General features: G+C 67.2%; 23 protein-coding genes. 9 read left to right on the top strand and 14 right to left on the bottom strand.

Going from position 1 to position 24,133, the window contains the following annotated elements:
- Positions 1-59: 59 nt before the first annotated feature.
- The 14 genes from AC1DYK_RS04975 to AC1DYK_RS04910 form a co-directional block, all read right to left on the bottom strand.
- Entirely contained in the window at positions 60-551 is a 492-nt protein-coding gene (locus tag AC1DYK_RS04975) for a (2Fe-2S)-binding protein (protein WP_478165248.1), read from the bottom strand.
- Between the two features lie 31 nt (positions 552-582).
- On the bottom strand, positions 583-1,446 hold the full coding sequence (locus tag AC1DYK_RS04970; RefSeq protein ID WP_478165247.1) for an FAD binding domain-containing protein: 864 nt from the start codon (positions 1,444-1,446) through the stop codon (positions 583-585).
- A 179-nt stretch (positions 1,447-1,625) separates the two neighbouring features.
- Complete coding sequence (locus AC1DYK_RS04965; RefSeq protein ID WP_478088062.1) at positions 1,626-2,402, bottom strand: PAS domain-containing transcriptional regulator; 777 nt, start codon at positions 2,400-2,402, stop codon at positions 1,626-1,628.
- 108 nt (positions 2,403-2,510) lie between these two features.
- Positions 2,511-3,188: a hypothetical protein gene (locus tag AC1DYK_RS04960; RefSeq protein ID WP_478165246.1), complete on the bottom strand. Its 678-nt coding sequence runs from the start codon at positions 3,186-3,188 to the stop codon at positions 2,511-2,513.
- Positions 3,185-3,643, bottom strand: coding sequence for a universal stress protein (locus tag AC1DYK_RS04955; RefSeq protein WP_478165245.1), 459 nt, complete (start codon positions 3,641-3,643; stop codon positions 3,185-3,187). The genes AC1DYK_RS04960 and AC1DYK_RS04955 overlap by 4 nt, the downstream gene beginning before the upstream one ends.
- A gap of 74 nt (positions 3,644-3,717) precedes the next feature.
- A complete protein-coding gene (locus AC1DYK_RS04950) occupies positions 3,718-4,479 on the bottom strand; it encodes a bestrophin-like domain (RefSeq protein ID WP_478165244.1) in 762 nt (253 codons plus the stop codon).
- Positions 4,480-4,548: 69 nt separating this feature from the next.
- Entirely contained in the window at positions 4,549-5,487 is a 939-nt protein-coding gene (gene arcC, locus AC1DYK_RS04945; RefSeq protein ID WP_478165315.1) for a carbamate kinase, read from the bottom strand.
- The gene (locus tag AC1DYK_RS04940) at positions 5,487-6,491 is read right to left on the bottom strand and encodes an ornithine carbamoyltransferase (protein WP_478165243.1); all 1,005 of its coding nucleotides are present in this window, start codon (positions 6,489-6,491) and stop codon (positions 5,487-5,489) included. The genes arcC and AC1DYK_RS04940 overlap by 1 nt, the downstream gene beginning before the upstream one ends.
- Before the next feature lie 25 nt (positions 6,492-6,516).
- Complete coding sequence (arcA, locus tag AC1DYK_RS04935; protein ID WP_478165242.1) at positions 6,517-7,743, bottom strand: arginine deiminase; 1,227 nt, start codon at positions 7,741-7,743, stop codon at positions 6,517-6,519.
- 37 nt (positions 7,744-7,780) lie between these two features.
- Positions 7,781-8,722, bottom strand: coding sequence for an amino acid ABC transporter substrate-binding protein (locus tag AC1DYK_RS04930; protein ID WP_478165241.1), 942 nt, complete (start codon positions 8,720-8,722; stop codon positions 7,781-7,783).
- Between the two features lie 22 nt (positions 8,723-8,744).
- Complete coding sequence (potE, locus tag AC1DYK_RS04925; protein ID WP_478165240.1) at positions 8,745-10,076, bottom strand: putrescine-ornithine antiporter; 1,332 nt, start codon at positions 10,074-10,076, stop codon at positions 8,745-8,747.
- Positions 10,077-10,108: 32 nt separating this feature from the next.
- Positions 10,109-12,472 (bottom strand): ornithine decarboxylase, encoded by a 2,364-nt coding sequence (speC, locus tag AC1DYK_RS04920; protein ID WP_478165239.1) that lies wholly within the window; start codon positions 12,470-12,472, stop codon positions 10,109-10,111.
- Positions 12,473-12,485: 13 nt separating this feature from the next.
- Positions 12,486-14,747, bottom strand: coding sequence for an Orn/Lys/Arg family decarboxylase (locus tag AC1DYK_RS04915; protein WP_478165238.1), 2,262 nt, complete (start codon positions 14,745-14,747; stop codon positions 12,486-12,488).
- Positions 14,748-14,777: 30 nt separating this feature from the next.
- The gene (locus tag AC1DYK_RS04910) at positions 14,778-16,148 is read right to left on the bottom strand and encodes a DcaP family trimeric outer membrane transporter (RefSeq protein ID WP_478165237.1); all 1,371 of its coding nucleotides are present in this window, start codon (positions 16,146-16,148) and stop codon (positions 14,778-14,780) included.
- A 201-nt stretch (positions 16,149-16,349) separates the two neighbouring features.
- On the opposite strand from AC1DYK_RS04910, the gene AC1DYK_RS04905 reads away from it, so the two are divergent.
- The 9 genes from AC1DYK_RS04905 to fabI all read left to right on the top strand — a co-directional run bounded on the left by AC1DYK_RS04905 (position 16,350) and on the right by fabI (position 24,129).
- On the top strand, positions 16,350-16,946 hold the full coding sequence (locus AC1DYK_RS04905; RefSeq protein WP_478165236.1) for a DUF3302 domain-containing protein: 597 nt from the start codon (positions 16,350-16,352) through the stop codon (positions 16,944-16,946).
- Positions 16,946-18,166, top strand: coding sequence for an HlyD family secretion protein (locus tag AC1DYK_RS04900; RefSeq protein ID WP_478165235.1), 1,221 nt, complete (start codon positions 16,946-16,948; stop codon positions 18,164-18,166). The genes AC1DYK_RS04905 and AC1DYK_RS04900 overlap by 1 nt, the downstream gene beginning before the upstream one ends.
- Positions 18,166-19,590 carry a TolC family protein gene (locus AC1DYK_RS04895; protein ID WP_478165234.1) on the top strand — a complete coding sequence of 475 codons (1,425 nt, stop codon included), beginning with the start codon at positions 18,166-18,168 and terminating at the stop codon, positions 19,588-19,590. Before AC1DYK_RS04900 ends, AC1DYK_RS04895 begins: the two co-directional genes overlap by 1 nt.
- Positions 19,591-19,633: 43 nt before the next feature.
- Positions 19,634-20,011: a hypothetical protein gene (locus tag AC1DYK_RS04890; RefSeq protein ID WP_478165233.1), complete on the top strand. Its 378-nt coding sequence runs from the start codon at positions 19,634-19,636 to the stop codon at positions 20,009-20,011.
- 17 nt (positions 20,012-20,028) lie between these two features.
- Positions 20,029-20,256, top strand: coding sequence for a YMGG-like glycine zipper-containing protein (locus AC1DYK_RS04885; RefSeq protein ID WP_478165232.1), 228 nt, complete (start codon positions 20,029-20,031; stop codon positions 20,254-20,256).
- A 141-nt stretch (positions 20,257-20,397) separates the two neighbouring features.
- On the top strand, positions 20,398-21,090 hold the full coding sequence (locus AC1DYK_RS04880) for a lipid-binding SYLF domain-containing protein (RefSeq protein ID WP_478165231.1): 693 nt from the start codon (positions 20,398-20,400) through the stop codon (positions 21,088-21,090).
- A gap of 124 nt (positions 21,091-21,214) precedes the next feature.
- Complete coding sequence (locus AC1DYK_RS04875) at positions 21,215-22,153, top strand: phosphate acetyltransferase (protein WP_478165230.1); 939 nt, start codon at positions 21,215-21,217, stop codon at positions 22,151-22,153.
- Positions 22,154-22,157: 4 nt separating this feature from the next.
- On the top strand, positions 22,158-23,357 hold the full coding sequence (locus AC1DYK_RS04870) for an acetate/propionate family kinase (protein ID WP_478165229.1): 1,200 nt from the start codon (positions 22,158-22,160) through the stop codon (positions 23,355-23,357).
- The gene (gene fabI, locus AC1DYK_RS04865; RefSeq protein WP_478165228.1) at positions 23,347-24,129 is read left to right on the top strand and encodes an enoyl-ACP reductase FabI; all 783 of its coding nucleotides are present in this window, start codon (positions 23,347-23,349) and stop codon (positions 24,127-24,129) included. The genes AC1DYK_RS04870 and fabI overlap by 11 nt, the downstream gene beginning before the upstream one ends.
- Positions 24,130-24,133: the final 4 nt, after the last annotated feature.

The raw sequence follows: 24,133 nt of genomic DNA, 5'->3' as shown, positions 1-24,133 counted from the left end.
CTTGGCGCTACGCGCCGTCCCCCCAAGGGGGAATTCGCCCTTCGGGCGGCCGTGCGTGCTCATGCGGCCACCTTTTCGGTTTGCCGCAGCTTCGCCGCCGCGTGCAGCACCGCCTTCACGATGTTCTGGTAGCCGGTGCAGCGGCACAGGTTGCCGCCGAGGCCGGCACGCACTTCCTCGTCGGTCGGATTCGGGTTCTCCTGCAGGAAGCGGTACGAGCGCATGAGCATCCCGGGCGTGCAGAAGCCGCATTGCAGGCCGTGCTCCTTGTAGAAGCCTTCCTGCACCGCATGCAGCAGCGGACCCTGCGCCAGGCCCTCGACGGTCAGCACTTGCGACCCATCGCACTGGATCGCCAGGTGGGTGCAGCTCTTGACCGACTGGCCGTCGAGGTCGACGGTGCAGGCGCCGCAATGGCTGGTCTCGCAGCCGATGTGCGCGCCGGTCAGGTGGCAGTCCTCGCGCAGGAAGTGGATCAGCAGCGTGCGCGGCTCGACCGCCTTCTCGAGGCGCTTGCCGTTGACGGTGATGTGGATGATCTGCTTGCCCATGGGTCGGCTCCTTGGTTCTTCCTGATCGCGCCTAGGCGCAGCGCGACAGCGCCACGCGCAGCGCGCGCTGCACCATCTGGCCGGCCATCGCGGTCTTGTATTCGCGGTCGCCGCGCAGGTCCTCGGCGGGGTCGCAGATCGCCATCGCACGCGCGGCGGCATCGGCGATCGCGGCTTCGGTCAGCGGCTTGCCGAGCAGCGCGGCTTCGGCGTCCGTGGCCCGCAGGGCGGTCGGCGCCAGGTTGGTCAGCGCAATGCGGATGTGGCTCACGTTGCCGCCGTCGATCCGCAGCACCACCGCCGCCGCCGCGGTGGCCCAGTCGCCGGTCTTGCGCTTGAGCTTCTGGTAGGCATGGCCGGTGCCGGGCGCGAAGGCCGGCATGCGGATCGCGGTCATCACCTCGTCCTCGGCCATGTCGGTCATGTAGGTGCCGTGGAAAAAGCCGTCGGCCAACACCCGCCGCGTGCCCTTCGGCCCTTCGAGCTCGAACACGGCGTCGAGCGCGAGCGACAGCGCCGGGTGGTCGTTGCCGGGGTCGCCATGCGCGATGTCGCCGCCGATGGTGCCGCGGTTGCGCACCTGCGGGTCGGCGATCTGCTTCGCGGCCTCGGGCAGCAGCGGCAGCTTCTGCTGCAGCAAAGGCGAGTTGATCAACTCGTTCTCGACCGTCATGGCACCGATCACGATGGTGTCGCCCTCTTCGCGAATGCCGCGCAGCGTCTCGATGCGGTTCAGGTCGATCAGGTGCGCCGGCTGCGCGAAGCGAAGCTTCATCATCGGCAGCAGGCTGTGGCCGCCGGCCAGCAGCTTGGCGTCGCTGCCGTACTGCCCGAGCAGTGCGATCGCGTCGCCGACCGAACGGGGCGCGTGATAGTCGAATCCGGATGGGATCATCGTTCTTGTCTCCAGTCGAGGGGGTGCCTGGAGAACTTAGAACCAGACGCATCCGCCGAACGGGTCCGGCGCACGAACGAGCGCTTGGGACGCACGAATGGCAGCGCTGCGCGCATGAACGGCGTGCGCCGGATCGCTGCTACGGGTTATCCCCAATCCGCGGCGCGGCGCGCTGCCGGTCAGTTTCTCAGGGTGTCGACCTCGCCGATCCCGAGCTGTTCGAGCAGCCGGGCGACGCTGGTGCGCGCCACCGGCAGCGCCGTGGATTCGCCGCGCAGCTTCAGGCTGACCCGGCCTTCGTCGCGCAGGATCTGCTCGGCGAAATCGAGGTTCGCGAGGTAGCTGCGATGAATGCGAAAGAAGGACGCACCGTCGAGCCGCTCCGCCAGGTCGCTGATGTTGAGATTGCAGAAGCTCGAACCCTGCGCCGTGCTGACCCAGGTGTAGTGGCCTTCCGAGCGGATGTACGTCACCGCCTCCACATCGACCAGCACGATGCGGTTCTGCGAAACGGTCGGGATCTTGTGCAGCTGCCGCTTGGCGGGCGCGGGATGCTCCGCAGCGGGGCTCCCCGGTGTCATCGCCAGCGCCGGTTCATTTCCGCTCACCTGTTCGGTGATGTCGTAGAAGATCAGCGTGTAGCCTGTGGTATCGCCGTGCAGATCGGACAGCTTGGTCACCTTGATCAGCAACACCCGTTCCGGGATGTTGATGATCATGGTCATCGGCGGCGGGTTGCTGACCGGGCACTCGGCCTGGTCCAGCAGGAACTTCACCTTGGCCACGGAGCGCTCGGGGTGGAAAGACAGCACCATCTTCTCGAACGGCTGCTTGTCCTCGACCGGCAGCAGGCGCCGGGCCAGGCTGTTCATGGCGATGACCCGAAGCTCGCTGTCGAGCTGGACCACGCCAGGATCGAATCGTTCCAGCAGATAGAGCGGACTGCGCACGAGCATCTGGGTCTCCAGCGGCGTGTGATCCGCCTTGGCACGATTGGATCACTGTTTGCTGCGCTTCGCATCGGATCCTGCCGGCCGCGACGCCTCCCCCTCGGTGCCGGTGGTTCAACCTCCGAGCGCCATGATCGCGGCCACCAGCGCGATGCCAAGCCCGGCCATGATGAACCCGACCCTCCAGCTTCCATAGCCCGCGTAGCGTCCGAGGGCCAGCCCGCCGAAGAACAGCATCGCCAGCGCGATGGCACGGGACAAGGCCTTGGCGATGCCGACGTCCTGCATCAGCATGAAGGGCAGCACCACCGGAAAGGTCGAAGCGACCACGAGCAGGAAGATCGCGATCGCGGCGAGCAGGTCGTCCTTGAGAACAGCCGGCCGCGCCGGCACGGACGCCAGCGCGAGAATGCGCCCGCGAACGGCTTCGAGTTCGGCCGCCATCATGAACTTCGCCCCGACCCGCGACAGGGCGTCCGAGATGAGCCGGCGACCGGTTTCCGGGTCCGAGGTCGCGCGAACGGAGCGCACGAGCGAGAGCCACCGGCCGCGGTCGGTGACCGTGCGCACCAGGTACATGACCGCGTCGACCAGGCCCCAGGCGAGGTTGCATCCCAGGGCGGCGGCGAACATCTTGCGGATGTCCTCGCGCCCGGACTCCGCCACCGACACGGCGCCGACGAAGGAAAGCGCCATGAACAGGCCGAACAGCAGTTCCGACACGCGGTCCACGGGACTCAGCACCGGCGTGCGCGCCGCGGTGGCGGCGCCGTCGACGTCTTCTTCGATCATGGCTCTTCTCCACCCGGTGCCTGGACCAGCAGCACCGGTACATTCGCGACCCGCAGGACCTGCTCCGCATCGCTGCCCCACAGGATCCGCTCGATGCCTCGGCGACCATGCGTGCCGATCACGATCAGGTCGGCGTGCCAGTCCGCCGCCTCGTCCGCGACCATTTCCGACAATGCGCCGGTCAACGAACTGAGGAGCTTGGTCTCGGTCTTGGCGCCGCCGCGTTCGGCGCGATCGCGGGCCTCCCGAAGCAGCTGTTCGCCGGCTTCCTTCATGCCCGGCAGCAGTTCCGAGAACGAGGCGGTCGAGGCGTAGCCGGTGGTCCGCCTGAACTTGTTGAGAACATGGACGAGGCGCAGCGTCGCACCGTCTCGCAAGGCCATGCGAACGGCCTCGTCCAGCCCGTGCAACGAGGTCTCGCTTCCGTCCAGTGGGACCAGGATGCGTTGATACATGAGAACTCCTTCCGTCGGGTGACGCAGGTCATCCATAGTGTCCGCCCACGGCCGGATGTCGGAATTGACGCACCTCAACGCGGGCGTAGCGTCTCCGCAATACTCAACAGATTGTCGGGCTTCACCCGGATCACGCCGCCGCGCGGGCTGTCGATATCCGCGATGAGAAGGAACGAAATCGACATCACCAGCGGCAGGACGAGCAGCAGGGTGCGCTCCGCCCTCGGATCCTTCACGCCATAGCCGACGAGCAGGTGGCAACAGACGGCGATGATCACCATCAGTGCCCAGGCGGCCGAAGGAATCCGGTTCCACCAGGCGGCCTGGGTGTAGCCCTGGGCGTTGAGGACGTCGTTCATTCCGATGACCACCACGGCCATCGTCGGCGACGGCGCCGCGGCCGCCGGCACGGCGACCGCCGACCACAGGGCGGCCTGCAACTGCGCGGTGCGGGCGTTGATCTGCTTGAGTTGCTCGACGTCGCGGGTCGTGTAGAAGAGCACGCGCTGGTCGAAGTAGTCGGCCAGCAGCGCCCGGACCCTGGCAGCGTCTGCAGCAGGCAGCAGGTCGGCCCGCAGGAACTCGGTGCCGATCGCATTGGCCTCCGCTTCCTCGAGGTTCTTGCGCTGGTCGTAGCGGTTGATCGCCATCGAGAACGTGAAGCCGATGATGAGTCCCAGCAGCGTCAGCGCCGCGGCCTGGATGACGCCGAAGTCCTCCCGCATGCTCTCCCGGGGCTTCCACCGCTTTCTGAAGATGCTCGCCCCTGCCCACACCGAGGACAAGAGGAGCGCCAAAGACACCACGAAGACAATCAGCGGATAGTCCGTCAGCATGGCGTCTCCGGCGGGGCCGCCCATTCGCACCTCGCGCGCGGCCTTGCCGCAGCGCCGGGGCCCGTGCGATTACGCGTAGACGATGCCGTCGACATTCGCGGCGACCATCGTTCCCGCCTCGCCGGCGATGATGCGGCCGAGATCGGCGAGGTCCCCGATGGCGGCGCGCTTGCCGGTCGCCCGCACGAAGCGGCACGCGGCCTGGACCTTGGGCCCCATCGAGCCGGCGGCGAACGGCAGGGCCGCCAGCGCTTCCGGCGCGGCCCTTCGGATCGCCCGCTGGGTCGGCTGTCCCCAGTCCACGTAGACCGCGTCGGCGTCGGTCAGCATCACGTAGAGGTCGGCGCCCAGTTCGCGCGCCAGCAGCTCGGTCGCGAAGTCCTTGTCGATCACGCACTCGATGCCGGCCAGCTTGCGCTCGGTCCCCGGTCCGTACGCGGCCGGAATGCCGCCGCCGCCCGCAGCGATCACGATGGTGTTGTGCTCGAGCAGCCACTTGATCGGCCTCAGCTCGAAGATGCGCCTGGGTTCGGGGGACGCGACCACGCGGCGCCACTTGTCGCCGTCCTGCTTGAAGACCCAGCCTTTCGCCAGGGCGATCCGGTCGGCTTCGTCCTTGTCGTACACCGGGCCGATGAACTTGGTCGGATTCGCAAAGGCCGGGTCCTTCGGGTCGACCTCGACCATGGTCAGCAGCGTGGCGAACGGGCGCTCGAAGGGCAGCAGGTTGCCGAGTTCCTGCTCGATCATGTAGCCGATCATCCCTTCGGTCTCCGCGCCCAGCACGTCGAGCGGGTAGGTCTCGACCGCCGCGTACGCCGAGCCCTGCAGCGCCAGCAGGCCGACCTGCGGCCCGTTGCCGTGCCCGACCACCAGGTCGTGCTGGCGCGCGACGGGCGCCAGCGATCTGGCGGCGATGCGCACGTTCTCGCGCTGGTTCTCCGCGGTCATCGGCTGCCCGCGCCGCAGCAGCGCGTTGCCTCCCAGGGCGGTGACGATCAGCACGATCAGTCTCCCAGGGTCGCAACGAGGATGGCCTTGATGGTGTGCATCCGGTTCTCGGCCTGCTCGAACGCGATGTTCCATTCGGACTCGAAGACTTCGTCGGTCACTTCGAGCCCGTCCGAGATGCCGTAGGTGTCGGCGATCTGCTTGCCCAGCGTGGTCTCCGTGTCATGGAAGGCCGGCAGACAGTGCATGAACTTGACGTTCGGATTGCCGCTGGCCTTCATCAGCGCCGCATTGACCTGGTACTTCATCAGCAGTCCGATGCGTTCCTTCCAGACCTCCTTCGGCTCGCCCATGGACACCCAGACATCGGTGTGGATGTAGTCCACGCCGGCCACGGCTTCGGCCGGATCGTCGGTGACGGTCAGCCGGGCGCCGTAGCGCGCCGCCAGATCGCGCGCGATCGAGGCAAACTCCTCCGAAGGCCACAGCGTCTTCGGGCCGCAGATGCGCACGTCCATGCCCATCAGGCAGCCGACGATCATCAGCGAATGTCCCATGTTGTTGCGCGTGTCGCCCATGAAGGCGTACTTGATGTCGGTCAGCGGCTTGTCGCAGTGCTCGCGCATCGTCATCACGTCGGCCAGCATCTGCGTCGGGTGGTATTCGTCGGTCAGGCCGTTGAACACCGGCACGCCCGCGTACTTGGCGAGCGTCTCGACGCCGCCCTGGCTGGCGCCGCGGTACTCGATCGCGTCGTACATGCGTCCCAGCACGCGGGCCGTGTCCTTGAACGACTCCTTGTGCCCGATCTGCGAGCCCGCCGGGTCGAGATAGGTCACGTTCGCGCCCTGGTCGTGGCACGCGACCTCGAACGAGCAACGGGTGCGCGTCGAGGTCTTTTCGAAGATCAGGCAGATTTCCTTGTCCTGCAGATGCTTCTGCTCGGTGCGGGCGTACTTGGCGCGCTTGAGGTCGCGCGCCAGGTCGAGCAGGTAGCGGAATTCACGCTGGCTGTAGTCCTGTACCGTCAGCAGGGAGCGGTTGCGAAGATTGAAGCTCATGTCGTTCTCTCCAGGAAAGATCGGGTCAATAGGCCGGGTCGCGCGAGATCGGGCAGGTCATGCAATGCCCGCCGCCTCGCCCGCGTCCCAGTTCGGAGCCGCGCACGGTGATGACTTCGACCCCCGCCTTGCGCAACAGGGTGTTGGTGTGGGGATTTCGGTCATAGGCGACGACGACGCCGGGTTCGAGCGCGACCACGTTGTTGCCGTCGTCCCATTGCTCGCGCTGCGACTGCCAGGCGTTGCCGCCGGTCTCCACCACGCGCAGCTCCTTCAGGCCGAGCGCATCCCGCACCACCTCGAACAGGTGGCCCGGGTCGAGGCGGACTTCGAGGCCGCCCTTGCCGTCCGGGCGCGCGCTGTAGCAGCGCACCTGGTCGACGACCTCCCTGAAGGAGGTCACCAGGTCGCGGTCGCAGAAGCTGAACACGGTGTCCAGGTGCATCGCCGCGCGACTCTTCGGCATCAGGCAGCCGATCACGCGCGTGGCGCCGTTCTGCTTGAACAGTTGCTCGGCCAGCTGGTAGACGGCCTGGCGTGTGGTGCGCTCTCCCATGCCGACCAGCACCACGCCCTTGCCGATCGGCATCACGTCGCCGCCCTCGATCGTGGCCGCGCCGAAGGACTCATCGGAGTCGCCCCACCAGATGGTGAAGTCGGCGCCCTTGAATCGCGGGTGGAACTTGTAGATCGCGCGCTGCAGCAGGGTCTCGGGCTGGCGCGCCGGCCAGAACATCGGGTTGCAGGTCACGCCCTGGTAGATCCAGCACGACGGGTCGCGCTGGAACAGCGTGTTGGGCACCGGCGGCGTGATGAAGTCCGTGTCGCCGAAGGCCTCGATCATCATCGTGGACATCTCGCTCTTGGGCAGGTCGAGCAGCGCGATGCCGCCGATCAGGTGTTCGGCCAGCTTCGCAGCCGCCATCTCGTCCAGCCAGGGCCGGATCGCGCTGCGCACGCCGAGGCCGACGTCGTTGTCGGTGATGCGCCGGTCGAGCACCCAGTCGCGGGCTTCCTTGTCCTGCATCGTCTCGGCCAGCATCTCGTGCAGGTCGATCACTTCGGTCCCGCGCTCGCGCATCTTGAGCACGAAGTCGTAGTGATCCTTCTGCGCCTCCTGGACCCACAGCACGTCGTCGAACAGCAGTTCGGCGGCGTTGCCGGGGGTCAATCGCTGATGGGCCAAACCCGGCCGGCAGACCATCACGGTCCTCAGCTTGCCGACTTCACTGTGAACGCCAAGAGCTTGCATGTGATGTCTCCTCTGATCGGACTGGAAACGTGCGCCGTCACTCCGGCAATGCCAAGGCCTGGAAGAACTGGAGCGTGTCGGCATCGGGCTGGCCGAAGAAGCTGGTGTAGAAGGCTGCGAACTCATTCGAGCGGAACAGACGGCTCAGGGTGCGATCCACCACCAGCCGGAACGGCGCGTCGCCGCGGGGCAGGGCCAGCGCCAGCGGCTCCCGCGTGAAGGCGCGATCGAGCACGGTGAGTTCGCTGAAGGAGGAGCCGTTCCGGGCTGCGTCGAGCAGCACCGGACGGTCGCCGAACAAGGCCGTGGCGCGGCGGTCGACGATCATCTGCAGGCCGGTCGGGTAGTCGGGCGCCGGCACCACGCTGACCTCGATGCGCCGCGCCTTCAGCGCGTCGATCAGCGAACGCTCGATGGTGGTCCCGCCGACGACCACCAGCGTCGCTCTCTCGGTCATGAGTCCCGGCGAGCCGCGCCAGATCGGCTGGGTGGGGTCCGGCCGGTTGGCCAGCGCATCACGCAGGCGGCGCGACACATCCTCGCGCACGATCGCGCCGATGCCCGCGTAGAAGATCGGGAGCGAGAAGTCGACCATCGCGCGCCGCCCGAGCGTCGGCGTGGCCGTGCCACACAGCAGGTCGATCTTTCCCTGTTCCACGGCATTGAACCGGTTCTCTGCCGTGACCGGCACGAAGTCGACCTCCAAGGCGGGCAGCTTGAGTTCGGCCTTCACCGCATCGGCGATCCTGCGGCACAGCGCGACGGAAAACCCGTTCGGCTTGCCCGACTCGTCGGCATAGGAGAACGGGCGCGCGTCGGCGCGGTAGCCGAAGGTCAGCTTGCCTGTCTCGCGGGCCTTGTCGAGCGTGCCGGCCGCCATCGCCGGCGTTGCCAGGGCCAGGCACAGCAGCGGGCCGATCAGCGCCCTGCATAGCCGCGCCGCGAAGCGGTGGTCGTCGCGCGCATCGAGGTAGGTCATGGGGTTCCTTTCGCGTCCGGATTCAGGCCGGGCGGGCGGTCGTCGTGCGCATCTCGCGAAAGCGCGGCGCGATGAAGCCGCAGACGATGTAGCCGATGGCCATCACCAGCATGCCGCCCATCACCGCATCCTTGCCCGAGGCATAGAGCGCATAGACCGAATACAGCATCGCGACGACCGCCACGATGCCGTTGCGCCGGTACACCGCCGGCTCCACCTTGGCATTGCGCATCATCACGAACAGCGCCGAAAGCGAGATGATGTAGGGCACCACGTTGGTGACGACGGCCAGGTTCACCAGCGCCGCGAACTGCTTGCTGAGGTCGGGCGAGATGGTCGACAGCGCCATCACCGACTGCAGCACGCCCATGATCACCATGCCCGCGATCGGCGCGCCCATCGCATTGGCCTTGCCGAAGATGGCCGGGAACATCCGCGTGTCGGCCGCGTCCTTGGCCGTCTGCGCGAGCGTGAACTGCCAGCCGAGCAACGAACCTACGCACGCCATCGCGGCGAGTGCCATGACGATCGAGCCGATCGCCGGCGTGAACATCTTCGCGTAAGCCAGGCCGAAGGGGCCGGTCGACGCGGCGAGCTCGGCATTGGGCACGATGCCCTGGATCACGGTCGTCGACAGGATGTAGACCACCGCCGCGCCGGCCGTGCCGAACATGCAGGCCAGCGGCACGTCGCGCTTGGGGTTCTCGACGGCCGATGCGTTCTGCGAGGCCGACTCCATGCCCAGAAAGGCCCACAGCGTGAGCGAGATGCTCGAACCCATGCCTTCGAAGAGGCTCAGGCCCTTGGGATTCCAGGCCGCGGCGAAGGTCTGGCCGCTGAACCAGATCCAGCCGGCGACCGAGATGAAGCCGACCGGCAGGATCACGCCCCACACCGTGATCGAACCGATCTTCCCGGTCAGGCTCGGGCCGCCGAAGTTGGCCACCGTCGTCAACCAGAGCAGCGCAATCACGCTCAGGCAGCTGATGGCCGGCGTTGACGACAGCACCGGGAAGAATGCCGCCAGGTAGCCCAGCGCCGAACTGGCGACCGCCACGTTGGCAATGGCCAGCGAGATGAAGTACAGGAAGAAGACCTGGAAGTAGCCATCCTTGCCGTAGGCATCCTCGGCATAGGCCGCCAGGCCGCCGGTGCGCTGGTTGAAGATCCCGGCCTGCGCGAATCCGTAGGCGATGGCCAGCGAGCCGATCGCCGTCACGATCCACGACAGCAGCGAGATCGCACCGACCTGCGCCATGTTGGCGGGCAGCATGATGATGCCGGAGCCCATCATGTTCACCGTGACGATGAAGGTCAGCTGCGTCACGCTCATCTTCTTCTGCTTTTCCGCCATGGGGACGTCTCCTTGGTTGAGAGATGGCGCAGTCACTCGCGCACCACGTAGGTGTGAAACCGGATGCGGCCGTCGACCTTCTCCTGGAACACGCCCTGGACTTCGTAGTTGAAACCGGGAAAGCGGTTGAACGACTCCTCGAAGGCCAGGAAGTAGTCGAGCATCGGCTGCGCGCGATCGTCCCAGCGCTCACCCGGCACCACGACGCCGATGCCGGGCGGATAGATCAGCGCCAGCGTGGCCGAGACGCGGCCCTTGACCTGGTCGAGCGGGAGGTAGTCCACGTTGTTGTCGACCAGCGCCTCGTAGGCGTCCTTCGGCGACATCGCGAGTTCGGGGAAGCTCTCGGCGCGAAAGCACCGGCCCTGGAGGTCCTTGACCCGGCGCGTGCGATAGAAGGCATGCATCTCGTTGCACACCTGCCGCAAGCTGTAGCCGGCGTAGCGCTGGCTGTGCGCGGCATACAGCGTCGGCAGCACATCGCACAAGGGCGCGTCCTCGTCCCACAGGTTCTTGAACTTGACGAGCTTGGCGATCAGCGTGTTGAGCTTGCTCTCGTCCTCCGCCGGCGTCATCAGGAACAGGATGCTGTTGAGGTCGCACTTCTCCGGCACGATGCGCTGCTCGCGCAGGAAATTGGCCACCACGGTGGCCGGCACGCCGAAGTCGAGGTAGTCCCCCGTGGCGCGGTCGATGCCGGGTGTCAGCAAGGTCAGCTTGTTCGGGTCGACCATCGCATAGTCGGGCGCATAGCCCAGGTAGCCATGCCAGCGGCTTTCGGGGTCGAAGCTCCAGCATTGCTGCTCGCGCTTGATCAGCTCGGTGGGCAGGTCTTCCCAGGCGACGTCGTTCGCATCGGCGGCGAAGCGCGAGCGGCTCACCGTCACGCGGTCGGGCACGAAGGGGTCGAAGAACCACTGCTCCTGCGCACCGCGGCCGACCTTGGCATAGTGGCGGCCGAACTCGCGCAGCTTCTTGCGCACCTCGATGCCGAGTTCGATGCAGCGGTCCCACAGCATCTCGCCGGCCTTGCCCGCGTGCAGCCGGGCATTGACATCGAGGGATGCGAACAGCGGGTAGAACGGCGAGGTCGAGGCGTGCATCAGGAACGACTCGTTGAATCGCTTGTGCTCGATGTAGCGGCGCTGGCCGTGGATGTGCTCGTCGCGCTTGTGGATCTGCGAGGCCTGCGAGAAGCCGGCGCCCTGCTTGTGCACCGACTGGGTCGAAAACAGCCCCGGCATCTGCGGACCGAGGTCGGTCAGGCGCATCGGGCTGTGGTTCTCGAACAGCGGGTGGAACGCGTTGTAGCCGATCCAGGCCTCGTCCCACAGCACGTAGTCGCACAGGTGGCCGATCTTCTCGAGCACGCGGCGCACGTTGTAGATGGTGCCGTCGTAGGTGGCGAGCTGGATGCAGGCCAGGCGGAAGGGCCGTTCGGCCTTGTGCAGGTCCGGGTCCTTGACCAGCGGGTTCTTGCGGATCTGCTCGCGCAGGGCAGCCTCGTCCCAGGCCTCCCAGTCGACCGCGCCGATCATGCCGAAGGCATTGCGCGCCGTCGGCAGGAAGACCGGCGTGGCGCCTGCGCCGACCAATGCGCCCTGGTGCAGCGACTTGTGGTTGTTGCGATCGAACAGCACCAGGTCGCCGCGCTTGAGCACCGCGTTGGTCACCACCTTGTTCGAGGTGCTGGTGCCGTTGAGGACGAAGTAGGTCCGGTCGGCGCCGAACACCGCGGCCGCCTCCTTCTGCGCCTGCAGCGCGGCGCCTTCATGAATCAGCAGGTCGCCGAGGTCGACGTCGGCGTTGCACAGGTCATTGCGGAAGATGCTCTCGCCGAAGTACTTGAAGAAGATCTGCCCGGTCGGCGACTTCTGGAAGAACTGCCCGCCCTGGTGCCCGGGGCAGTCGAAGGCGATGTTGGCCGCGGAGTCGTAGGCCATCAACCCGCCGAAGAACGGAGGCAGCAGCGACATACCGTAGTCGACCAGGCTGGCGATCACCTGCTTGGCATAGTAGGCCGGCGTCTGCTGGCCGAGGTAGATGTAGCCGTCGACCTCCCCCGTCATGCCGTACACGGCGACATCGGCGATGCGATGCGAGTCGGCCAGCGCCCAGAGCGGCGTGCGAAAGCCCAGCGCACGCACCCCAAGCGCCGCCGCACGCGCGGCCTCGCGGTGCTCGCCGTCGACCAGGGCGATGTAGGCGCCCACGGATGCGTCCTCGGAGAGGTCCCGCCCGAAGCTGTCGCAGACCTCGACCTCGTAGTTCTCGCCCCGGATGTGGTCGATCAGCTGCTGGGTCTGCGGGCTGTGTCGATCGACGACCGCCACCACTTTCAGCAGCCTGTGGAACGGGATCGGGATCGTCGGCGCCTTGACGGAGCGAGGAATCATGGCGGGCCTCTTTCTATTCCTTGACGCAATCGACGAGCCAGTGCTTGCGGCCGGCCTTGTCGACTTCGTAGCGCGGTCCGTGGATGTCCGCCTCGAAGCCGGGGAAGCGGTCGTCGGTGTCGCGCGCGAACTTCAGGTACTCGATGATCGAGTCGGTCACGAAGCGCTCGCCGGGCATGATCAGGGGGATGCCCGGCGGATAGGGAACCACCATCACGGCGGCGATGCGGCCTTTCAGCGCCTCGATCGGCACCGGCTCCACGCCGCCGTGGACCAGCCGGTCGTAGGCATCGGACGGCTTCATCGCCGGTTCCGGCAGGTCGGTGTACATCGCGTTCATGGCGATCGCGGTGTCGTTGTCGCGGTAGCAGGTGTGCAGGGCGTCGCACAGGTCTCGCAGGCCCCAGCCGGCGTACGCATGGCCGCCTGCCGCGGCGACGCTCGGCAGCGTCTTCGCCAGCGGCGCATTGCGGTCGTAGTCGGACTTGAAGTCGGCCAGCGCGTCGACCATCGTGCTCCACTTGCCGCGCGTGATGCCCAGCGAGAACAGGATCAGGAAGCTGTAGAGTCCGGTCTTCTCGACCACCAGGCCGCGCTCCCACAGGTACTTGCTGACCACCGCGGCCGGAATGCCGGTCTTGCCGAGCTTGGCGCCCTTGCCCAGGCCGGGGGTGAGCAGCGTGACCTTGATCGGGTCGAGCATCACGTAGTCGCGGGCCAGGTTGCCGAAGCCGTGCCAGGAGGCCTTGGGCTCGAGCACCCAGTCCTGCGTCTGCGGCGACTTGTCCAGATCCAGGCCCTCGGGCTGCCAGACCTTGAACCACCAGTCCGGGCGCTTGAAATTCTCGCCGACCGCCGCCAGCGCATGCCGGAAGTGCATCGCCTCGTCATGCGTCTCCTGCACGATGGAGCGCCCGCTGGCACCCTCCATCATGGCGGAGCTGACGTCGAGCGAGGCGATGATCCCGTAGTGCGGCGAGGTCGAGCCGTGCATCATGAAGGCATCGTTGAAGCGCGTCGTGTCGATCTTTCGCTGGTCGGATTCCTGGATGTGGATCATCGAGGCCTGCGAGAACGCGGCCAGCAGCTTGTGCGTCGACTGGGTGGCGAACACCAGCGTGTGGTCGGCCCGCGGGTGGCCGCGCGGCACGCCCATCGCGTGCCGGCCGGCATAGAACTCGTGGAAAGCGGCGTAGGCATACCAGGCCTCGTCGAAATGCAATGCATCGACCTGGTCGGCGACCTCGGCCTTGATCTTTTCGGCGTTGTAGCAAAGGCCGTCGTAGGTCGAGTTGGTGACCACGGCGATGCGCACATTGCCCTTGGCGCCGCGCGCGATCGGGCTGGCGGCGATCTTCTTGCGGATCGATTCAGGCGAGAACTGGTCCAGGCCGATCGGGCCGATGATCCCGTAGTCGTTGCGTGCCGGCGTGAAGTAGATCGGCGTCGCACCGGTCATGATCAGCGAGTGCAGCAGCGACTTGTGGCAGTTGCGGTCGACGATCACCAGGTCGCCGCGACCCGCCATGGAGTGCCAGACGATCTTGTTGGCGGTCGACGTGCCGTTGGTCACGAAATAGGTGTGGTCGGCGCCGAAGACCTGCGCCGCGTAGGCCTCGGCCTCCTTGACCGGCCCGGTGTGGTCGAGCAGCGAACCGAGTTCGGGCACCGAGATCGACAGGTCGGAGCGCACCGTGTTCTCGCCGAAGAATTCGTGCAGCGCGTAGCCCACCGGCGTCTTCAGGAAGCCGACCCCGCCGGCGTGCCCGGGCGTGTGCCACGAGTACGCCGAGCGCTCCGCATGTCGCGTCAGCGCCTTGAAGAACGGCGGCAGCAGGTTCTCGAGGTAGTCCTCGGCGGCGCGCATGATCTGGCGCGCCAGGAAGGACACCGTGTCCTCGTACAGGTAGAGGATGCTGTGGAGGTTGCGCAGCGCCTGCACCGCCTTCGGCGACTTGCCCTGGAGGGTGGCGGTCTCGCCCAGCGCGATGATCGGCAGGCCCGATGCGCGCTGGTGCACCGCTTCCATGAGCTCGATGAGCCGCTTGCCCGCGGCCGGATCTCCCCGCGTCGCATCGACACGGAAGACGATCGCCGACAGCCCGCGATGCGCACCGGCGACGATGCCGGCATCGGACTCGTTGTTGACCGCGATCGTCTTCCAGCCGCCCTGTTCGAGCTCATGCTGAATCTGCCGCAGACGCACGCCCGCGACGCTCTGCGCGCCGACATCGCGATGGGCGATCAGGATCGGGAAGGTCGACTTGAACTGCATGTGCGGGTCCGTGGAGTGGGTTGGGCGGGTTCAGAAGGTGACCTTCGTCGAGAACTGCAGGCGGTAGTCGTCCGACGCCAGCCCGGCCTTGTTCTCGAGCCGGCCCCAGATGAACTCGCTGCCGACCAGGACGTTCTTGTCGAGCGCGTAGAGCAGGTTGACCGACGAGTAGCTGCCCTTCTGGAAGGCCGTGGCGAGCTGCCCGCCGGTGTTGTTCTGGCGGTGTTCGCTGTAGCCGATGGAGCTGCTCCACTTGTCGCTCCAGTAGTGGTTGTAGAAGACCAGCCATCCCACCGACGGCACGGTCTCGGCGCGCAGGTTCGAGCCTGGTGCCAGGTCCACGCCGCCGTCGTTCATGTAGCTGGCGATCGCTCGCCCGCCGACCAGCTGCCAACTCAGCCGATCCTTGCCGAAGGCGTTGAAGGCGCCGCTGAGGTTCAGGCCGTACCCGGTCTCCGTGCCCGAGGGGTTGCCGTCCGGGGCGGCCGGGTTCTGGAAGCCGACCTGGCGCACGATGGCGGCGGAGCGGACGTGGCCCCAGTCTCGTTCGAACTTGAGCGACGCCACCGCATCCGGCAAGCGGTTCCAGCCCGTGATGCTGGCGCCGAGCGCAGGGTCGATCCGGTTGATCCTGCCGGTGTCGAGCGCCGAATTGGGGGCCTCCAGAGAGAACGCCGCGCGCAGGCCATCCTTGTCGTAGGGCGAGAGGCGCAGCTGCGGATTGCGCACGAAGACCATGCCGTTCGGTCCCCAGTAGTCGATGGTGTTCGGGAACACATCGATGTCCATGAAGTTCGAGTAGGTCTGGCCGGCGCCGTACATCCCCATCTCGGCCCAGGCGTTCAGCCAGTGGACCTGCGTGCTGCCGTTCGAGCCGAAGAGGTCGAAGCTGAGATCGGTCTTGATCTGTCCGTAGGTCGTGGGAATGAACGACTTGAAGCCCAGGCTCGACTGGCGGATGCTGAGGATGGTCGCGCCGTCCTTGCCGCAGCCCGGCGAGCCCGGGCAGATAATCGGAATCTGCGACGGCCGCAGGGTGGCGTTCCAGTCGGGGTTCATGCGCTTGAAGTCGTAGATGGCGTCGAGCATCGCCTGGCCGTAGAACTCGACGCGCGCCTTGTCCGCATCCGGCACGCCATCCTCGGCGCGGGTACCCACCGAGACCACCGGCGCCCAGGCGGCGGCCGCGGGTGGCGCGCCCGCCACGGCCGGCGCAGCGGCACCGGCAGCGGGAGCCGGAGCGGGCTCCTTTTTCTGCTCCAGCACCGTCACGCGACCCTGCAGATCCTGGATCGTCCTCATGGCCTGCTCCAGCAGGGCCTTGAGTTCCTCGTTGGACTGAGCCTGTGCCGAGCCGCACAGGGCGAGCACGACGACGGCGACGGCCGTGGGTCGAATCATGTCATCTCCTTCCGCGTTCTTGGAGGCGCCCTGGCGGCAGTTTCCGCGCCGCGGCCGCCGTGCGAATTGAGATCGATCAATCGCCGGCGCTGTTTTTTCGTCGTCGGCACTTGATATTTCTCAATCGGAGGCGGCACGACACCTCTAGCATTTGCTGCATCGCCACGACGCTGGCCGACCTCGCCTCGCACAGGAGAAAGCATGCATTCCGCGTCAAGAGAACCCGAAGGGACGCTCCCCCGCCGAAGCCCGGCGCTCCTGTCCGCTTTGCTTGGAGCGGTCGGGCTGGCGGCGCCGTTCGAAGCGAGCGCCTCGTTCCTCCCGCACGAGATGATGGGCTCCGTGGCGACCGGCCTCGCCTGGTTCATCATCTTTGCGGTTCCGATCGCCGGGATCGTGCTGTTCTGGCTGGTGCACGTCATGCCGGAGAAGATCGCCCACCAGCGGCACCATCCCCAGCGGGACGCCATCAAGACCCTGTGCCTGCTGTCGCTGGTGTTCGGCGGCATGCTGTGGCCGATCGCCTGGCTCTGGGCCTTCGTGAAACCGGTGGGCTACCAGGTGGCGTACGGCACCGAGAAGCACGAGGACTACTTCCACGAGCAGGCCGACAAGGCGCGGGCGGGCGAATTGCTGGCGCATGAGATCGCGCACCTGCGCGACGAACTCGACGTCATGGCTGCCAAGGGCACGCTGACCGCCGAACTCAAGGTGCTGCGCAAGGAGCTGACCATGGCGATGCCGGCAGCCGAGACGGCCGAGATCAACGCCGCCGTTGCAAGAGATGCGAGCGCCTGATGGAAGCACTGCTGCTCGGCATCTACGCCTTCTTCGTCTGGCTCTTCTTCATCAAGCTGAAGTGGCTGCCGTGGAACACCGCGACGCAAGTCACGGTCGTGATCATCCCGATCGTCGCCCTGACCGCGCTGGTCCTGACGCTCAACGTCGTCGCCCCCTCCTCGGCCGATGTGCGGGTCATCAAGTACGTGGTGCAGGTGGTGCCCCAGGTGCGGGGGCGGGTGCTCGAGGTGCCGGTCGAGCCCAATCGGCTGGTCAAGAAGGGGGAGCTGCTGTTCCGGATCGACCCGACCCAGTACCAGAACGAACTCGATGCGGCCAAGGGGAAACTGGCCGCGGACGAGGCCAAGTTCGTGCAGGCCGGTGCGGCCCTGGTCGACGCTTCGGCCGGCGCCCGGCAACTGCAGGAGCAGTTGAAGGCATCCACGGGTCAGGTCAGGTCGCTGCAGCCGAAGCTGGAGCTGGCCCGGATGCGGGTCCGCCAGAACCGGGAACTGGTGGCCACCGGCGCCGGCGACCGCTTCGCGCTCGAGCAGGCGGAGTCCAACCTGGCCGACCTGCAGGGCCAGGTCGCGACGGCCGCGGCCAACGAGGCTCAGGTCACGCAGAAACTCTCGGGCCAGGTCAACGGTGAACAGGCGTCGGTCGCGGCGGCGCGCGCCCAGCTCGCGACCGCCAAGGCGCAGGTCGACATCAGCCGCGCGGAGCTCGGGAACGCGCAATGGAATCTCGACCAGACCGCCGTCTTCGCGCCGGCCAACGGCTATGCCATCAACGTCCAGTTGCGGCCGGGCTCCTACGTGGTGGCGCTGCCGCTGACGCCGGCAATGAGTTTCGTCGAGGAGACGTACCAGGTCATCGCGCTCTACAGCCAGAACGAATTGCGGCTGGTCGAGCCCGGCAACCTGGCGGAGTTCACGCTCCAGACCTACCCGGGCCGCATCATCGGGGCCACGGTCGATTCCATCGTCTGGGCGCAAGGCCAGGGCCAGGTGCCTCCGTCGGGCACGCTGCCGCAGACCGGGCCATTTCCGCAGGTGCCGGGCCGCTTCCCGGTCAAGCTCCTGGTCGACGAGAAAGACAGGGAGCTGTTCCTTGCCGCCGGCGCCGATGGCCAGGGCGCGATCTACACCGAGCACGGGGCGGCCATCCACATCGTGCGCATGGTGATCCTGCGTGTCGGCGCGATCGCCAACTACCTTGTTCTGAAATTGCACTGATGCGCACACCTTCGCTTCATCGAGGGATTCTCTTCACGGCCCTGGCGGCCGCGCTGGCTGGCTGCGCACTCAAGGCCCCGCCGACGGCGGCCGACCTGCACAAGGAGGTGCTGCCCCAGGCGCCGGCACCCCCTGCCTTCAGGGCCGGCGGGGGCGTCGCGGCGCCGGTGGCCGACGGCTGGCTCGCGGCCTTCGAGGAACCTGCGCTGACAGCGCTCGTCAACGAGGCCCTGGCCTACAACGCGGACCTGAGGGTGGCCGCGGCACGGGTCGAGCAGGCCGCCGGGTACGTGAAGGTGGCGTCGGCCGCCTTGCTGCCTTCGGTCGGGGTGATCGGCCTGGGCGGCGGCAAATCGGGCGGCGGCGGGGGCCTGGACGGGATCTTCCTGAACGCATCGCTGGAGCTCGACGTCTGGGGCCGCCTGCGCTACGGACGGGCCGCGACCCGCGAGCAGTCGGCGGCCGCCGAGGCCGACTACGCGTATGCGCGCCAGTCGCTGGCGGCGATGGTGGCCAAGGCATGGTTCCTGGCGGTCGAGGCCCGGATGCAGCGCGTGATCGCGCAGGATGCCCTGAGCTCATCCGAGACCCTGCTTCGGATGGCCGACGATCGATTGCGGGTCGGCAACGGCAGCGCGCAGGCGGTGGCGCAGGCACGCGCGAATGTCGGCCCCTATCGCGATACGCTGAAGCAGGTCGAGCTCGCGGGCGAGCAGGCGCGCCGTTCGCTCGAAATCCTGCTCGGACGCTACCCGGCGGCCGAGATCGCGGTCGCCGACCGCCTGTCGCCGATGCCCGCGCCGCTGCCCGTGGGCATGCCGTCGGAGCTGCTGGAGCGCCGGCCCGACGTGGTGGCGGCGGAGCGCCGCGTCGCCGCGGCCTTCGACCGGGTCGGCGAGGCCAAGGCGGCGCAGCTCCCCAGGATCAGCCTGACGGCGGGGGGCAGCAACGTGTCCAGCGAGCTGATCGTCCTGAAGGACGTCAGCAGCCCGGTCTGGAGCCTCGGCGCCAACCTGATCGCGCCGCTCTACCAGGGCGGCGCGCTGCGCGCGCAGGTCGAGATCCGGTCGGCCGAGCAGAAGCAGGCGGTGGCCGAGTACGCGCGCGCCGGCCAGAAGGCCTTCGCCGAAGTCGAGAACGCCCTGGGCGCGGAGTCGGTCTTGCGCGAACGCGACGCCATCCTCGCGGCGACCGTTCGCGACAGTGCCGAGGCGCTGGAACTGGCCCGGATCCAGTATCGCGTCGGCACCGTCGACCTGCGTGCGGTCGAGCAGAGTCAGCTCACGCTCTATGCGGTGCGGACCTCGCGATTGCGTGTTCAGTCCGAGCAGCTGGCACAACGCGCCAACCTCGTTCTGGCCTTGGGCGGCGGATTCGACCTGCCGGCCCTGGCAGTGGCTGCTCCGCCATGCTGTACCGAATGATGAGCCGGAGCGTTCGTTCAACGACTCCTTATGGAGGTGAATGATGACCAAGAGACTGAGTTGGCAGATGACGATGGTCCCGCTGCTCCTCGCCGCGGCGCTGGCATGCGGCCATGTCCGCGCGCAGGAAGTGCCCCTGATCACGGGCGAGCACTGGACCCGATCCAGCGAGCAACTGAAGAAGGTCTACCTGATCGGCGTCGCCAACGTGATCCAGATAGAGACCGCCTACCACGCCGGCAATGCGCCGCCTGACAGCCAGACCGTCATTCCCAGGGCAGCCAAGGGGCTCAGGGGACAGACGCTCGACACCGTGCGCATCGGACTCGACCGCTGGTATGCCGCGCATCCGGACCGGTTGCAACGCCCGGTCATCGAAACCCTCTGGTTCGAGATGGTCGTGCCCGGCCTCAAGAACTAGGCCTCGAGGAGAAAGTCATGAAGCACATCAGACTCATCGTTTCGATCGGAGCCGCCGTGATCGCGATCGGCTGCACGAACATGACGCCGCAGCAGCAGGGAACGGCAAGTGGCGCGGCCATCGGTGCCGCGGCCGGCGCCGGCATCGCGGCCATCGCCGGCGGCAGTGGCTGGACCGGTGCGGCCGTCGGCGCCGTTGCCGGCGGGGTCGCCGGCAACATCAAGGCCAACAGGCAACAGCAGTGAAGCGTGCGCGGGCCGGCCGGGGTTGAGCCAGATCAAGGTGCTCGGCGCGCCCGCTTCCCACAATGGCTTCCCGGGACGTGAGAAGGCCCCGCGACAGTTCGCAGCAACGTCGTCACTGACGGCACCACCGAGGAGATATCGATGAGCACAAACCGCAGACACTTTTCGTTCGCCGTCGGCACACTGACCCTCGCCGCGGTGTTCGTTGGCTTGCCGGCCCACGCCGCCGACGACGCCGACGCCAAGGCGCTTGTTCAGAAGGCACAGGCCACGGTCAACGCCTTCGCGAAGAACCCCGACTTCTCCGCCGGGTTCGGTACTGCCCTCGGCCAGGCCAAGGGCGTGCTGATCTTCCCGCAGATTCTCAAGGCGGGCTTCGTGCTCGGTGGCTCGGGAGGCTCCGGTGTCCTGATGGTGCGCGATGAAAAGACCGGAAGCTGGAGCGGACCGGCCTTCTACACGATGGGCTCCGCCAGCTTCGGATTCCAGGCCGGCGCGTCATCGGCAGAAATGGTGATGCTGGTGCACACACAGAAGGCGCTCGACTCGGTGTTCGCGAGCAAGGTGAAGCTCGGCGCCGATGCCTCGGTCGCCGCCTGGAAGAAGGGCATGGACGCCAGCGCCGCACTCGGCAGCGACTTCGTCGCCTTCTCGATGGTCAAGGGCGCGTTCGCCGGCCTGGCGGTGGATGGATCGGTGATCGACGTGCGCGATTCCCTCAATGCGGCTTACTACGGCAAGCCGGTCACGCCGCAGCAGATCCTGGTCATGAAGGAAGTCAAGAGCCCGGGTTCTGCAGGCCTGCAGGCGGCGTTGAAGCACGCCGCCAAGTAGTTCGTCGAAAGGGAGTCACCATGGACGCAGGAGCGCAGCTTGCGCGCAGCCATCGGGCGGGATCGAAGGTCGCCACCGTTCTTCGGAAGCGCGTGGCGCCGGCACGAAGGAAGAAGGCCTCCTCATGAACGCGAAGCACGAGAAGTATCAGCGCCTGATCGACTTCTGCAAGGGGATGCCCCCGATGCCCACGGCCGTGGTGCATCCTTGCGACCAGAGTTCGCTGGAAGGAATGCGAGAGGCCGCCAGGCTGGGGCTGATCGCGCCGATTCTGGTCGGGCCGCGTGCGCGCATCGAGGCCGTGGCCGCGTCCTTCGCAGTGGACATCTCCGGCTATCCCATCGTCGACGCGCCCTACAGCAACGCCGCGGCGGACGCGGCCGTCCTGCTGGTGCGCGAGGGCAAGGCCGACGCGCTGATGAAGGGCAGCCTGCACACGGATGAACTGATGGGGGCCGTGGTGAAGCGCGACGGCGGCCTGCGCACCGCGCGGCGCATCAGCCACTGCTTCGTGATGGACGTGCCCAGCTACGAACACGCCCTGATCATCACCGATGCCGCCGTCAGCATCGCGCCGACGCTGGACGACAAGATCGACATCGTGCAGAACGCGATCGACCTGGCGCACGCCTTGCAAGTGCAGGACGTGCGGGTCGCCATTCTCTCGGCGATGGAGACCATCAATTCGAAGGTCCCTTCCACCATCGAGGCAGCCGCCTTGTGCAAGATGGTGGACCGGCACCAGATCACGGGCGCGGTCATCGATGGCCCGTTGGCGCTCGACAACGCGATCAGCCTGGAGGCCGCGAAGATCAAGAAGATCGATTCGCCGGTCGCGGGACGCGCCAACGTGCTGGTGGTTCCGGATCTGGAAGCCGGCAACATGCTCGCCAAGAGCCTGTCCTTCCTGGCCGGCGCCGATGCGGCGGGCATCGTTCTCGGCGCGCGGGTTCCGATCATCCTGACGAGCCGGGCCGACTCGCTGATGACGCGGCTGGCGTCGTGTGCCGTCGCCGCGATGGTCGCCAAGGCCCGCCGCGAGAGCACCGCGGTGATGGGGTGAGACCATGACCGACGTGATCCTGGTGCTGAATGCGGGCTCGTCGAGCATCAAGTTCAGCGCGTTCACCACGCAAGGCAGCGCGCTGGATCTGATCATGCGCGGCCAGGTCGAGGGGCTCTTCACCGCGCCGCGCTTTTCCGCCGTGGACGGACACGGCACCGAAGTCGGCGCCAAGGCCTGGGGCGAAGGCGTCGCGCTCGGACACGAGGGCGCCATCGGCCACCTGGCGGCGTTCCTGCGCGAACACCGCGAGGGCTACGAGCTGTCTGCCGTCGGTCACCGCGTCGTGCATGGCGGACTGGCGTTCTCGCAGGCCACGCGGGTCACACCGGAGGTGATCTCGGCCCTGGAGACTCTGATTCCGTTGGCCCCCCTGCACCAGCCGCACAACCTCAAGGCCATCGAGATCGTGGCCAAGCAGCGTCCGGACCTGCCCCAGGTGGCGTGCTTCGACACCGCCTTCCATCGCGCGCAACCCGAGGTGGCGCAGGCCTTTGCGCTTCCTCCCTCGATTACGGGCCTGGGCGTGCGGCGCTACGGGTTCCACGGCCTCTCCTACGAGTACATCGCGAGCGTGCTGCCGCAGTTCGACCCGAAGGCGGCGGCGGGCCGCACCATCGTCGCGCACCTCGGCAATGGCGCCAGCCTATGCGCGATGTCGGCGGGGCGCAGCCTCGCAAGCACCATGGGTTTCACCGCGGTCGACGGTTTGCCGATGGGCACGCGCAGCGGCAATCTGGATCCGGGCGTCATCCTCTACCTGCTGGACGAACTCCGCATGGACGTGCGCGCGGTCGAGGACCTGATCTACAAGCAGTCCGGACTGCTGGGCGTCTCCGGCCTGTCCAGCGACATGCGGGTGCTGCTGGCCAGCGATGACGCCCGTGCCCGGTTCGCCATCGACCTCTATGCCTACCGGATCGGGCGCGAACTCGGCTCGCTGGCGGCGGCGACCCATGGCATCGACGCGCTGGTGTTCACCGCCGGCATCGGCGAGCACGCAGCGTCGCTGCGCGAGCGGGTCTGCCGCGACGCGGCCTGGCTCGGCGTGGCGCTCGACCCGGCAGCCAACCTGTCCGGCGGTCCGCGCATCAGTACGCCGTCGAGCCAGGTCTCGGCATGGGTGATTCCCACGAACGAAGAATTGATGATCGCGCGGCATACCCACCACGTGCTCGCTTCAAGGAGTGACGATGACGCTTGAATTGCCACGCCCGCTGCTCAAGGGCGCCAAGGTGCTCGTCTGCGGGATCGCCAATGAACACTCGATCGCCTACGGATGCGCAGCGGCGTTTCGCGAGCTGGGCGCGGATCTGGCCATCACCTATGCCGGCGAGAAGGCCAGGCCCCATGTCGAACCCCTGGCGGCCGCCCTGGGGGCGCCGATTTTCATGCCGCTGGACGTGGCCAGGCCGGGCGAGCTCGAGGCCCTGTTCGGGCGCATCGACAGCGACTGGGGCCGGCTCGATGTGGTGGTGCATTCGATCGCCTGGGCGCCGAAGGAAGACCTGCAGGGGGGGCTGCTCAATTGCTCCGCCGAGGGCTTTGCCCAGGCGATGGACATCTCGTGCCACTCCTTCGTGCGGATGGCACGGTTGGCCGCACCCTTGATGAAGGACGGCGGCACGATGTTCACCATGTCCTACCACGGCGCCAACAAGGTGGTCGCCAATTACAACGTGATGGGCCCCGTGAAGGCCGCACTCGAAGCGTCGGTGCGCTACCTGGCCTATGAACTCGGGCCCCTCGGCATCCGGGTGCACGCGATCTCGCCGGGTCCGCTCAAGACCCGCGCGGCAGCCGGCCTCAAGGACTTCGACCTGCTGCTCACCGAGGCGGCGCAGCGCGCTCCGATGGGCGAGCTGGTCGACATCATGGACGTCGGATTCACCTGCGCGTTCCTTGCGACGCCTTACGCGCGGCGGCTCTCGGGTGAAACGCTGTACGTCGACGGCGGCGTTCACATCATGGCGTAGCAAA

It is taken from the genome of Variovorax sp. P2_H12 (genome assembly GCF_056403395.1).
The sequence above is the reverse complement of the archived record's forward strand: the minus strand, read 5'-3'. Positions and strand labels throughout refer to the sequence as shown.